The sequence below is a fragment of the Cryobacterium sp. TMT1-66-1 genome (assembly GCF_004403435.1).
Lineage (GTDB): Bacteria > Actinomycetota > Actinomycetes > Actinomycetales > Microbacteriaceae > Cryobacterium > Cryobacterium flavum.
On the sequence record NZ_SOGP01000008.1, the window covers coordinates 1 to 12,581 of the forward strand.

At 66.8% G+C, this 12,581-nt stretch carries 12 protein-coding genes; 2 read left to right on the forward strand and 10 right to left on the reverse strand.

What is annotated here, in order from left to right:
- Positions 1-202: 202 nt before the first annotated feature.
- The 9 genes from mutM to E3T29_RS05185 all read right to left on the reverse strand — a co-directional run bounded on the left by mutM (position 203) and on the right by E3T29_RS05185 (position 10,365).
- Entirely contained in the window at positions 203-1,114 is a 912-nt protein-coding gene (mutM, locus tag E3T29_RS05145; RefSeq protein WP_134344505.1) for a bifunctional DNA-formamidopyrimidine glycosylase/DNA-(apurinic or apyrimidinic site) lyase, read from the reverse strand.
- A gap of 4 nt (positions 1,115-1,118) precedes the next feature.
- Positions 1,119-1,811, reverse strand: coding sequence for a ribonuclease III (gene rnc / locus E3T29_RS05150; RefSeq protein WP_134344507.1), 693 nt, complete (start codon positions 1,809-1,811; stop codon positions 1,119-1,121).
- A gap of 33 nt (positions 1,812-1,844) precedes the next feature.
- Entirely contained in the window at positions 1,845-2,048 is a 204-nt protein-coding gene (gene rpmF / locus E3T29_RS05155) for a 50S ribosomal protein L32 (RefSeq protein ID WP_092108959.1), read from the reverse strand.
- Positions 2,049-2,050: 2 nt separating this feature from the next.
- Positions 2,051-2,641 (reverse strand): DUF177 domain-containing protein, encoded by a 591-nt coding sequence (locus tag E3T29_RS05160; protein ID WP_241987653.1) that lies wholly within the window; start codon positions 2,639-2,641, stop codon positions 2,051-2,053.
- A 37-nt stretch (positions 2,642-2,678) separates the two neighbouring features.
- Positions 2,679-5,078 carry a DUF3488 and transglutaminase-like domain-containing protein gene (locus tag E3T29_RS05165; RefSeq protein WP_134344508.1) on the reverse strand — a complete coding sequence of 800 codons (2,400 nt, stop codon included), beginning with the start codon at positions 5,076-5,078 and terminating at the stop codon, positions 2,679-2,681.
- Entirely contained in the window at positions 5,071-6,438 is a 1,368-nt protein-coding gene (locus tag E3T29_RS05170; protein ID WP_166792326.1) for a DUF58 domain-containing protein, read from the reverse strand. The genes E3T29_RS05165 and E3T29_RS05170 overlap by 8 nt, the downstream gene beginning before the upstream one ends.
- 14 nt (positions 6,439-6,452) lie before the next feature.
- Positions 6,453-7,562, reverse strand: a complete 1,110-nt coding sequence (locus E3T29_RS05175; RefSeq protein ID WP_134344512.1) for a MoxR family ATPase — start codon at positions 7,560-7,562, stop codon at positions 6,453-6,455.
- The gene (gene coaD, locus E3T29_RS05180) at positions 7,559-8,047 is read right to left on the reverse strand and encodes a pantetheine-phosphate adenylyltransferase (RefSeq protein ID WP_092341312.1); all 489 of its coding nucleotides are present in this window, start codon (positions 8,045-8,047) and stop codon (positions 7,559-7,561) included. The genes E3T29_RS05175 and coaD overlap by 4 nt, the downstream gene beginning before the upstream one ends.
- A 65-nt stretch (positions 8,048-8,112) precedes the next feature.
- Entirely contained in the window at positions 8,113-10,365 is a 2,253-nt protein-coding gene (locus E3T29_RS05185) for an ATP-dependent DNA helicase RecG (RefSeq protein ID WP_134344514.1), read from the reverse strand.
- A 50-nt stretch (positions 10,366-10,415) separates the two neighbouring features.
- Here E3T29_RS05185 and rsmD point away from each other — a divergent pair, with 50 nt between their 5' ends.
- A complete protein-coding gene (gene rsmD / locus E3T29_RS05190) occupies positions 10,416-10,991 on the forward strand; it encodes a 16S rRNA (guanine(966)-N(2))-methyltransferase RsmD (protein WP_134344516.1) in 576 nt (191 codons plus the stop codon).
- Here the strand turns inward: rsmD and thiL are convergent.
- On the reverse strand, positions 10,988-12,022 hold the full coding sequence (gene thiL, locus E3T29_RS05195) for a thiamine-phosphate kinase (protein WP_134344518.1): 1,035 nt from the start codon (positions 12,020-12,022) through the stop codon (positions 10,988-10,990). The two genes, rsmD and thiL, sit on opposite strands and share 4 nt — an antisense overlap.
- 24 nt (positions 12,023-12,046) lie before the next feature.
- On the opposite strand from thiL, the gene E3T29_RS05200 reads away from it, so the two are divergent.
- The gene (locus E3T29_RS05200) at positions 12,047-12,571 is read left to right on the forward strand and encodes a DUF3515 family protein (RefSeq protein ID WP_134344520.1); all 525 of its coding nucleotides are present in this window, start codon (positions 12,047-12,049) and stop codon (positions 12,569-12,571) included.
- Positions 12,572-12,581: the final 10 nt, after the last annotated feature.

A 12,581-nucleotide genomic window follows, 5' to 3' on the forward strand; every position in this document is an offset into this window, starting at 1 on the left:
AAGGTCCCGCGCAGCGCGCGGCGCCGAAGGTCCCGCGCAGCGCGCGGCGCCGAAGGTCCCGCGCAGCGCGCGGCGGTCGAACGGATGCCCGCTGCCCGCGGTCCCGCGCACTGGCGCAGGTCGAGCATTTTGGCGCACCTCCCCCGCCAGACGGTCGAACTCCTGGCCGGGCGGCGAACGCCCGACAACCAACGTGCTGCGGCTACCGTAACCGCTGGCAGCGCGGGCAGAAGTGCGAGCCGCGGTTCATGAACTGCTCGCGCACCAGAAGGGTGCCGCAGCGGGAGCACGGCGTACCCTGCCGGCCATAGGCCTCCAGGCTGTGCGCGAAATACCCGGACTGCCCGTTCACGTTCACGTACTGGGCGTCGAAGCTCGTGCCGCCCTCGGCAAGAGCACGCTCCAGAATGGTACGTACGGCCGCGAGCAGCGTCGTCGCTTTAGCGCGCGACAGCGACGCGGCCGGCTGCTCATAGTGGATGCGCGCGGCAAAGAGCGCCTCGTCGGCGTAGATATTGCCGATGCCGCTGATCAGGTTCTGGTCGAGCAGCGCGCGCTTGATCCCGGTGTTCTTGCGCGCGAGGGCCCCCAGAAACATCTGAGACGAGAACGACGGGTCGATCGGGTCGCGAGCAATGTGCGCGACCTGCACGGGAAGGCGGTGCTGCCACGCGGCATCCGCTGAAAGCAGCCCCGAGTAGCCGCCGGGCAGCCCATCGCTCGTGGCGACCATGGTGTCGACGGCCATGCTGCCGAAGATTCGCTGGTCGACGAAATTGACCCACAGCTCGCCGTGGGTCGGGTGTTCCAACGTCAAGCGGATGCGCAACATGCGATCCACCGCCGCGCCCGGCGTGCGCAGCAGCACCTGGCCGCTCATTCCGAGGTGGATGACGAGCGCCCGGCCGCTGTCGAGGGGCAGCCACAAAAACTTGCCGCGGCGAACGGCGGCAAGAATTCGGCGTCCCGTGAGCTGCTCGGCGAACGATCCAGCCGCCGGAACGTGGCGGCGCAGGGAACGCTCGTCGAAGATTTCAACCCCGGTGACCAGGGCCCCGGTGACCGCCGGTTGCAGGCCGGAGCGCACGACCTCGACTTCGGGAAGTTCCGGCACAGGGTTAGAGCGCGTTGAGCTGGTCGATGGCGCCTCGGGCCGCGGCCATTTCGGCGAATTTCTTGCTCGGGCCGACGCCCTGGGCGTTGACGGACGAGCCGATGTCGACGGTCGCGACGAACACCTTGGAGTGATCGGGACCGCTGGCTTCGAGCGTGTAGACGGGAACGCCGACGCCTTTACTCGCGGCGAGTTCCTGCAGGCTCGTCTTCGGGTCCATCAACACACCGAAATGGCCCGGTTCGGCCAGGAGCGGCTCGATCAGGCGCAACACGAACGCGGTGGCGACGTCGCCACCGGCGTCGAGAAAAGTCGCTCCGATGAGCGCTTCGACGGTGTCGGCCAGAATGGATGCCTTATCGCGCCCGCCGGTGAGGATTTCGCCTCGGCCGAGTCGAATATACTCACCCAAACCCAGGCCGCGAGCGATCTGCGCCAGCGCGGCCGTGGAGACCAGACTGGCCCGGCGCTTGGCCAGGTGGCCCTCATCAAGGTTGGGGTAGGTGCGATAGAGCATCACCGTGACGGCCTGACCCAGAATCGAGTCGCCCAGAAATTCGAGGCGCTCGTTGGTGGGAATTCCGCCGTTTTCGTACGCAAAGGACCGGTGGGTCAGAGCAAGCTCCAGAATCACCGGTTCAATCTGCACTCCGAGGGTCGCCAACAGGGGCGACCGCTCGGTATCAACGTTTTTCATCGACCGATCTCCGGCCCATAGAAAAGCCGCGACTTAAATGTCGGCGACTTTACGGCCCTTGTATTCCATGAACAACGGGGTGCCGGTGGAGTCGGTGACAACCTTGGCGCGGTGCGGCAGGCTGTAGACGACCTTGCCGCCCTCCATGGTCTTCACGAGGGTGGGAGGCGTGGCCTTCCACTGCGCGCGACGCGAGTGGGTGTTGGAACGCGACATCTTGCGCTTCGGAACTGCCATGACTACTTCTCTTCTCTGCTGTCTGAAACATGGATGTCCGCACCCATGCCTGTGTTTGTGCCTATGCCCGTGTCTGTGGAAGCCGTAAACCCCGCAAGCGCTGACCACCGGGGATCGTAGCGCACGTCGGAAACGAGTTCGGGTAGTTCGGCAAGCGGTTGTCCGGTCTCACTGTCAAGACCAGGGCAATCCCGCCGGCATACCGGCTGGAACGGAAGTGCTAACACTACCGCGTCCCGGATCAAAGATTCCAAATCGACATGGTCGTCTAGAATCTCAAACTCGAAGGCTTCCTCCTGAGGATAACCGAAAAGCTCGGCAAACTGAACTCGAACCGGCAGGTCGATGTCTTTGAGGCATCGGCCGCACTCTCCGAGCGCCCTTGCATAGACCTCGATGCTCACCAGGATTCCCTCGTGCATCGCCTCGAGGCGCAGCTCGGTCGACAGCGTCGAACCGGCTTTCACGGCCACGAGGCCGGCGCCGAGGTCGTCGGGAACGACAATATCGAGGTGGCGTTCGTGCATGGTGCCCGGGCGGTTGATGAGGTCACGCACGTCGACCGTGTACGGCGTCTTCTTGAACTTAGTCACGGTCGTAAATTGTACGCGCTGCGCGTGGGTGCTTCGTTCAGGGGGCGATCGTGCGGGCGCGACGATCTCCGCGCAGCACCGCGGCCAGGGTGGCGAACAGCGAGGTGGGCGCAAAGTTTGCCCGCAAACGGATGCCGGCACTCGCGCCGCCGTGCAGCCCGCGCAGCACCCGGGTCAGGTCGGCGGCGAGGGTGTCGGCCCGCACAGGCGACCGGTCGAACCGCGATCGCTCCAGCGCGAGGAGTACCCGTTCGAGCGCTTCCGTCGACGCCGGGTCGAGGGTTCCAAGGCGCTCCAGTCGGCCGGCAAACGCTCGCGGAGTGTCGGTGATCGGCGTCGGTATGCCGTGATCGAGACTGGTGTGCTGCACTTCGATCCAGGCGAGCCCGGCGCCAGCGCCTCCGGAGCGGATGCGCCGCACCCGCGAGCGCCGGAGCATCCGTCTGGCGACCCCGGGCAGAAGCAGCAGCAGGAGACCCAGTGCGCTGAACCCGAGTACTGCGAGCAGGTTGCTGGCCTCGACGCTCTGCGGCGTGGTACCGCGTTCCAGGGCGGAATCGTCGGCCAGCCGGTCGGGGCTGAGCCCGGGAGCACTCGTGGCGGCGGCACCGCCGGGCGTGGTCGTCGGCGTGCCGACATCCGCTGCCTGCTCGTAGTTGGGGACGGTACCGCGGCCGGGCGTCGGCTCGAATCTCACCCAGCCAATTCCCACGAAGTACAGTTCCGGCCAGGCGTGCAGGTCGTGCGAGTCCACGTTGTACTGCCCGAGCCCCTGCTCGAGGTCCTGGGATTTGACGCCGGGCAGGTAGCCGAGCGAGACCCGGGAGGGAATGCCGAGGGTACGTGCCATCGCGGCCATGGCGGAGGCGAAATGCACGCAGTAGCCGCGCTTTTCCTTCAGGAACACTCCGATCACATCCACTCCCCCGCCGTCGTAGCCGTCTTCAACGGGCGCGTCGGTGTCGTAGATAAAGGCGCTGCTGCGCAGATAGTCCTGAATTGCGACGGCAGCGTCATAGTTCGATGTCGTTTCCGCCGTCACCTGCCGGGCCGTCTCCTCGATGATCGGCGGCGGATCGACCGGCAGTTGCAGATTGCCCAGGACGCTCGCCGGATAGTCGGTGCTGGAGCGCCGCAGTTGCTCGGCGGTGGGTTTCAACTCCAGGGACGACACCGTGTATTCCTGGCCGAGGGTGTTCGCCGTTACACTCGCAATCGCCCGGGTGCGGCTGTCCCAGTACCAGCGACCGGTGAGGCCCTCGATGCTGGTGGCGCGGGCCGGTGCGGGCAGCCAGTGACTGTTGACGCCCTCGATGACGACCGATGTCGACGCTGGCACCGTCTCCACGGTGTCGTCGAGCCCGAATGGCCGCTGGATGTCGTCGACGGTATTGCGCACGTCTGCCCCGTCGATGCGTGCCGTCCAGGTCAACCCGATGACCTCATCGAGGGTGAGAAGCGTGAAATAGGGCTGCTCCGTGCCGGTCGAGGTGTAGTTAAATGCCGGTCCAGCCTTGGGCCGACGCAAGTCCTGCCCGAGATTGATCATGGGGCTCACGCCGCTGCCGAACAGTAAACCACCAGGCCTTGCCGTCACGAGTCCCCCGGACGTCAATGCGGGGGCAAGCGTGCTGAGAATCAGAGCAGCCACGATGGTCACGGATCCCAGCACGAATGTGCCGCCGATCCGGCCGCGCCCGCGCGCCCGCTCTGGCCGGTACACACGTGGCTCGCCCGGTCCGGCCGCCAGACGCACTGCTTCCCGTGCGCGACGCGCCGACACATCGACCCGCAGCACCAGCAGAAAAGCGGCCGCCGTCACCACGAGCACGGCGACGTCGGTCCCGTTGTCGATGATGAATCCCGGCACGAGGAGCGGCACGAGTGCGCCGGCTGCGGCAAGGGCGGGCCAGCGCAGCGTCACCGCGAGCAGGTCCATGAGAACCGCGATCAGCCCCGTGCCGCCGGCGAGCAGAAAGAGGATGCCGAGGGTCACCTCGGCCGGCGTGCTCTGCTGGGCGATCGAGGCCCCGCCGGAGTCGATCAGACCGCTGAACAGGCCAATGGTTTGCGGCGTCGGAATGATCCAGAACAGGCCGGTTCCACCGCCGAACAGGAGCGTCATCGTGCCGACCAGAACCGCGCCGCTCGCCACCGGAGCGATCGGGCGCGGCAGCCCGAACCGACGAAACACAGCCGCGCTGAGCAGCACGACGGATCCAACCGCCGCACAGACCCACCACCAGGCGTTGCCGCGCAGCAGGGGCGCGAGCGCCGCACAGGAGCTGAGCAGCAAGAAAAGCAAACTGAGGGCGAGCGGCCAGAGCGCGGCAACTCGCTCGCCGCGCCGACGGCGGTGCGCCCGAGGCGGGCTCACCTGGCGTGCCGGCGGCGGGGAATCTGCGGCCGGCGCCTCCTGAGCGACCAGGCTAGTCATGGCTGGCTCCTCGCTCCCCGCTCACGTCGTTCCAGACGTCTTCCAGGTTCTCGGCCGTGGCCAGCTCCACGCAGCGCCACCCCGCGGCCTGCAGACGTCCGCGGGCCGGCGCCCCGACCGTTCGTTGCACCAACGCGACGGCGGGTTCACAGTGTCGCGCGAGGGCAACGAGATCGTCGACATCCGCTTCGGACACGCTCACGAGCAGCGCGAATGTCGGAAGCGCTGGCTGCGCGCCCCGCAGGGCTGCACGCAGCGGCACCCGGCGCTCTGCGGCGAGGCGAGCGCTGCGGGTCGGCCACGGCACCGGAACCACACTGGCCAGGGCTTCCAGCAGGGCGCGATCACCGCCGGGGGCCCGAAAAGTCGCTGGCACGTCGCCGTGCAGCCCGCCCAGGGTCTGCTGGTCGCCCGGCAGCAACTGGCTGGCACCCAGCTCGATCACCTCGACCCGGTAACCGGCGTCGAGCAGGTGCACACCAACGGATGCTGCCAGCTCGATCTCGAGTTCAAATCCGGCCCCGAGATGCGGTGGAAGATGCCCGGCGCCGAGCCCCGCCGCGCCGGCCAGGGTCGTATCGAGCACGATCCGGGCCTCCGGATTGCTGCGCTGCTCCTCCTGCCGCACCATGATTTCGCCGTGCCGGGCGGTGGCCGGCCAGTTGACGCGACGCAGCGCATCCCCAGGGCGGTATTCGCGGGCGATGAGTTCGTCGGAGGTGGGGGTGGCCTGGCGCACCAGCTCGCGAATAGACCCATCGTTGCTGGACTGGGCAAGGCCGTTGCCCGGTAGCGGCGTCACGCGCGGCGTCACGATCAGGTCGTGGGGAGAGCCGGCAGTTCGGTCGCTGCGCGCGAAGCCAAATGGGTCCTGGCGTGACACGCGGAGCGGACCGACGTCGTAGACGCCGCGATGGCGCGGCACGACAGTGTATTCCAGACGCACAGTCGCTCCGGTTGCGCCGTTCCGACTCACGAGGGGAAGGATAGCCGCCGGCGGCGCCTCCACGCCGGGCGACGGGGTGTCAGCCCACCAGGCGCCGCTGAGCGGTGTCGCCGAGAGGTTGCTCAGCTGCAGCGAAACCACACTCTCACCGCCGACCGGCACGATCGGCGGCCGAAAGACCCTGGTGACCTCGACCCGGGCCGGGCGGAGCGAAACGTAACCGGCGGCGACGAGCGGAGCCACGATCATCAGGCTGGCCACGAATAGCATGTCGCGGCTGTTGACCAGCACCGCGTTGGCGAACAGCACGACTCCGGCGGCCAGAATAACCCAGCCGCGCAGGGTGAGACGCGTGGCGAATCGGGCTGCCAGCCGCGTGTACCAGTCGGCAGTGACCAGCCCGGAATCTCTCACCCCGCGTGCCATGACTACGACGCTCCGGTAGATCCAACGGCACGCACCTGCGGCACCGATCGGGACAGAGCGGATGCCGCGACACCGATTGGCACCGGCGTATCAGCGAGGATTCGACGCACGATATCGTCGATCACCGGACCGCTGTCCTGGTGGTGGTGGCCGAGCGCCCGACTGGTGGGGACCAGCCGATGGCCGAGAACAGCCACGGCGAGCGAGTCGATGTCGTCGGGCAGCACGTAGTCCCGACCGTTCAACGCCGCCTGGGCCTTCGCGGCACGGATGAGTTGCAGGGTCGCGCGCGGGCTGGCGCCGAGGCGCAGGTCCCGGTCGTCGCGGGTGGCCCGCACGAGATTGACCGCGTATTCCTTGACCGCACCAGAGGCGAAGACGCCTCGCGCCGTGAGCATCATGTCGCGCAGGGTCTCCCCCGACACCACGGCAGAGATCAGTGCGAGTGGGCTGTTCGTGTCGCGCGAGTCGAGCATCGCGAGCTCAGAGTCGGGGTCGGGATATCCCATGGAGATGCGGGCCATGAACCGGTCCCGCTGCGCTTCCGGAAGGGCGTACGTTCCCTCCATCTCGATCGGGTTCTGGGTGGCGATGACGGTGAACGGCAGGGCGAGCGGGTACGTGACGCCGTCGACGGTGACCTGGCGTTCCTCCATGGATTCCAGCAGCGCCGACTGGGTTTTCGGACTCGCCCGGTTGATCTCGTCACCGATGACGATGTTGGCGAAGACCGGGCCCGGTTTGAACTCGAACCGACGCTCGGCCTGATTGAACACCGACACCCCGGTCACATCGGAGGGCAGCAGGTCCGGGGTGAATTGAATGCGCCCGACCGTGCAATCCACGGAACGGGCGAGGGCCTTGGCGAGCATGGTCTTGCCGACACCGGGCACATCCTCGATCAGGAGGTGCCCTTCGGCCAGCAGAACGGTCAGGGCGATCTGCACAGCCTCGTGCTTGCCATCAATAACCGTCTCAACGTTGCGCATGATCCCGCGTCCGGCTTCTTGCAGTTCCCCGAGGTCAACGGTTGTGTCAGCGTCATTCGACGGAACCGACGCCAGTTCCGCCCTGCTTGAATCGGTGGAGGAGCGAGTCGGTTTGAGGTTCATACCCGCGAACGCTCCAGATATTCCGCTACGGCCCGTGGCACGTAGGGCGAGACATCGCCGCCGAGACCGGCCACCTGGCGTACCAGGGAGCTGGAGACATGGGCGTTGGCCGGGTCGGGCAGCAGAAAGACCGTTTCTACCGCGGCCAGATTGCGATTCACGATCGCCATGGGAGTCTCGTAGGCCACGTCAACCTGCGAACGGATGCCCTTCACCAGAACGCTCGCACCGACATCCATGCAGTAGTCGACGAGCAGCCCCATGCTCCAGCTGGCGACCACGATATTGGTCGGAAGCCCGGCTTCTTTGATGGCCTGTTCCAGCAGCGACACTCGCTGGCTGATCGGCAACAGGGCCGATTTGTCGGGGTTGTGCACCACGAGCACATGGAGCTCGTCGAACAGGCCGGCCGCGCGATCGATCACGTCCAAGTGGCCCAGTGTGACGGGGTCAAATGATCCAGGGACAACGGCGATCCTGCGCATGATCACACCCTACTGCCAGACGCTGACGGAACGCTGCCCGATGCATCCGCTTGGCGTGGACATAATCAGCCTTTGTTGAGCCAGCTGCGTTCGGAATCGTTCAGGCGGCGCGCGATCGCATTGCGCAGAGCCTCATTGGTGCGGATGCCCGGATCGCCCGTCACCAAGTGGAAGGCCGCACGTCGCACCTCGGCGATCAGGTCGCCGTCGACCGCCACCCGAAGAAAACGCAGTTTCGAGCCGTCACCCGATTGCAGATCGCCGAGCACGTTGCCCTCTCGGCGCAGGGCGAGGTCGAGTTCGGCGAGTACGAAACCATCGAGCGTCGCGGCGACATCGCCGATGCGCTGGCGGGCCGGAGACCCGGCCCGGGAATTGGTGACCAGAAGGCAGAGGCCTGGCACGGACCCGCGCCCGACGCGGCCGCGCAACTGGTGCAACTGGGAGACACCGAAGCGATCCGCGTCGAGCACCACCATGGCCGAGGCGTTCGGCACGTCGACACCCACCTCGATAACGGTCGTGGCCACGAGAACATCGATCTCGCCGGCGGCGAACGACCGCATGATGCGGTCTTTCTCGTCGCTCGTCATGCGCCCGTGCAGGGCCTCCAGACGATAGGGGGCGAGCGTCGGTACGCCGTGCATGCCTTCGAGAACCTCTTCCACGTTGAACAGGGGGCCGGCTTTCTCTCCGTGCGACGGTTCGATTCCGACCAGGTCAGCGGGGACTTCCTCAATTTCTGCCGGAGAAATCGCCGGACAGACAACGAAGCCCTGACGCCCGAGCGCGAGCTCCTGCGCCAGGCTCGCCCAGACCCGCCCAAACAGGGCTCCGTTCTCGCCCATGGGCACCACGACACTGCGAATCCCTTGGCGCCCCGACGGCAGCATGCGAATGGTACTCACGTCGAGGTCGCCGAACACTGTCATCGCGATCGTGCGCGGAATGGGCGTGGCCGTCATGACCAGCACGTGCGGTGGCTGCGCGCCCTTCAACCGCAGGGTTTCACGCTGGTCGACGCCGAACCGGTGCTGTTCGTCGATGACGATCAAACCGAGATCGAAGAACGTTACGGTATCGCTGAGCAGCGCGTGGGTGCCGATCACGATGCGCGACTGACCCGACACCGTGCGCAGCAGTGCCTTGCGCTTCTGGGCGACCGGCAGCTTGCCGGTCAGTAGTGTCGGCATGAGTTCGGCCGCGAGATCGGGGCCGAGAAGCGTGGTGATCGACCGCAGATGCTGCGCAGCCAGCACTTCGGTGGGTGCCAGCAGCGCCGTCTGGCCTCCGCTGTCGGCTACGGCGAGCATGGCCCGCAGGGCGACAACAGTCTTGCCCGAACCGACCTCGCCCTGCAGCAACCGGTTCATGGGGCCAGACCGGGCCATGTCGCTGGCGATCTCGGCCGCACAGATCTCCTGGTCGACCGTCAGTACGAACGGCAGGGTCGCGTCAAAGCGTTCGAGGTACCCGCCAGGGGTGGGTACTCGCGGCCGGGTTCGGCGCTCCCGCGCGAGACTGTGCCGCTGCATGAGCGCGCACTGCAGCACCCAGGCCTCGGTGAACCGCAACGTCTCCTCCGCGGCCTTCCATTGCTTCGGATTGTCGGGGCTGTGAATCCAGCGGATGGCCTGGGTGTGGTTGAGCAGGCCGTGTTCGATCCGCATGTCCTGGGGAACCGGGTCGGGCAGGTTGCCCACGCGTTGCAGCACCTGGTCGATCATGGTCTGTAGGTTCCAGCTGGTCTCTGCGGCCGTTGCCGCGTAAATGGGGATGAGCGGCTTGTGGCGAAGCCGCACCGCCGGGTTATCGCGAGCCTCTTCTTCTTCGCTTTCAAAGGTCTTGTACGACGGGTTCGCCAGCTGACTCCGGTTTTGAAAGGTGGTCACCTTGCCGGAAAAACTGCCACGCAGCCCTGGGCGCAATTGATCGAGACGCCACTGCTGGCTGCTCTTGCCGAAGAACGTGAGCAGGAACTCCCCACCTCCGTCGGAAATGACCACCTCAACGATCGTGCCGGGCCGCGATGACATGCGCTTTTCTCGCACTGACACAATGTCGGCGATGACCGTGATGTTGGCGCCGGGGGTGAGTTGATTCAGCGGTCGGAGCACCTCGCGGTCGGCGTAGTCGCGCGGGTAGTGGCTGAGCAAGTCGTTGACGGTCTGAAAACCGAACGCCTTCAGGAGTGCTTTCGCCTTGAGTGCGCCGAGGGCACTCGTCAGGCTGCTATCGGGGGTGAGAGGCTGCAGCCGGGGTGCCGGCAGGGAACCACCATTGAATTCGGGGCCACTGGCAGCGCTCGAACCGGTCATGGTTCCATCGTAAACCGGGCCTCTGACAGGGCAGCTAGGCTCGATACGTTATGACGCGAATTATTTCCGGGTTTGCCGGCTCCCTGACTTTGGCGGTTCCGAAATCGGGCACCCGGCCGACCAGCGACCGGGTGCGCGAGGCCATCTTCTCGGCACTCGACTCACTTGATGCCCTGCACGGCATGCGCGTTCTCGACCTGTATGCCGGATCGGGCGCTCTGGGACTCGAAGCAGCGAGCCGCGGAGCGCGAGTGGTGACGCTGGTCGAGAACAGTTACGGCGCGGCGGCCATGTGCCGCAAGAACGGCGAGGCCGTGCAGCGGTCAGCCCCGAAAGGTGCAGAACTGAAGATTGCGGTGTCGTCACAGGCGGTGCAGTCGTTCCTGGCGGCCACCAAGGACGGCTTCGATGTCGTCTTCATCGACCCGCCCTACGACCTCACCGAGGTTGAGCTCGGGCACAATCTGAGTGCGTTGGCCCCACTGCTGGCCGACGACGCGCTCGTGGTGCTGGAGCGCAGTTCCCGCTCACCCGAGCCGGAATGGGGCCCCGGGCTCAAGCTCGATCGCCGCAAGGACTACGGCGACACGACCGTCTGGTACGCCTCTCCACCGGAACTGAATTAGCCCGCCGCGCCGTCCCAGCCGCGATAGGGGTCCCAGCCGCCCTGATCGTGCGGGGCACCGTCGACGGTGATCATGCCCGCGTGCGAAGCGGATGCCGCCACAACCATTCCGAGGCTCCGAAAGCCCGCCGGCAGAACGGCGTCGGGCGGGAAAGTTGCCAGCAGCCCGTGGTCTTCGCCGCCGCCAAGAGCGACCTCGATGCGGTCGCCCAGGCTCGCGGAGTCAAAATCGATGCCCACTCCGCTGGCACGCGCAATGCGTCCGGCGTCGATGGCGAGCCCATCGGAGACGTCGAGCATGGCGGTGGCGCCGGCGAGGGCTGCAATCGGTCCGCTCGCAATCGGCGGCACGGGGGTGAGCTGGGCTGCCACTTCGGTCGGGTGCGAGAGTTTGAGCGCGTTGGCGCGGTCAAGGTTGGGCACTCCGTTAGCGTCGACGCCCAGGCGAAACAGCAGTTCGAGACCGCGACCGGCGTCACCGAGCAGCCCGGAGTGCGCCACAACGTCGCCGGGGCGCGCGCCCGAGCGCAATACGGGCGCGCGGCCCTCCAGGTCACCGAAGGCCGTCACAGCCAGCGTGAGGGCGTCCGACGCGGACAGGTCGCCGCCGACCACCCCGCAGCCGGGCGCGAGTGCCTCACAACAGTCCCGCAGCCCGTCGGCGATGCCCTCGAGCACCACCACGGGCGTCGACGGCGGTGCGGCAATGGCTACGACGAGGGCGGTCGGGCGGGCTCCCATCGCTGCCACGTCGGAGAGGTTGGTGGCCGCGGCCTTCCAACCGAGGTCGTGCGGCGTGGACCAGGCCAGACGAAAATCCGGACCTTGAATCATCATGTCGGTCGTCACCACGAAGCGTCCGTCGGGAGCGGAGACGACTGCTGCGTCGTCCCCCGGGCCAAGCAGCTGCGCGGCTGCGGTCGGCAGCCGGGGAAAGATTCGGCCGAGTACGGCGCCTTCGCTCAGGTCGGCGAGCGTTTCGGTGGTGGCGGTATGCGGGGCTGAACGCGGGGCATCCGCAGCGGTTGTCATGTAAGAAACGGTAGCCTGAATACGATGTCTCACCCATTCCTGCTCCCGCGCTTCGCTCCCCGTCGTTCCATCGCCGTCGTCACCGTGCTCGCGGGCTCACTGCTGCTGGCGGGCTGCGCCGCCGCCGTGCCGCTGACCCCGGCCGCCGATGCCACCAATGTGGCCTGCGCCGACGTAATCGTGCACCTGCCGTCCACCGTCGCCGACGAGCGCTCGCGGGAGACGAACGCCCAGGGGACAGGGGCCTGGGGAGACCCAGCCGCGGTGCTGCTGCACTGCGGTGTTCCGGTGCCTGCGCCGACGACGCTGCCCTGCCTGAACATCAACGGCATCGACTGGATCGAAGATGACTCCGACGCCCCGACCTACCGGTACACGACCTACGGGCGCGACCCGGCCATCGAGGTCGTCATCGATTCCGAAGCGGTGAGCGGCTCAACGGCGCTGGTCGACGTGGCCAATGCGGTCGGGTATGTTCCGGCGGCCGGGGCCTGTGTCGGCGCCGAAGACGTGCAGCTGCCCACCGACGGGGCGACGACCGCGCCGTAGTCCGGTCTTA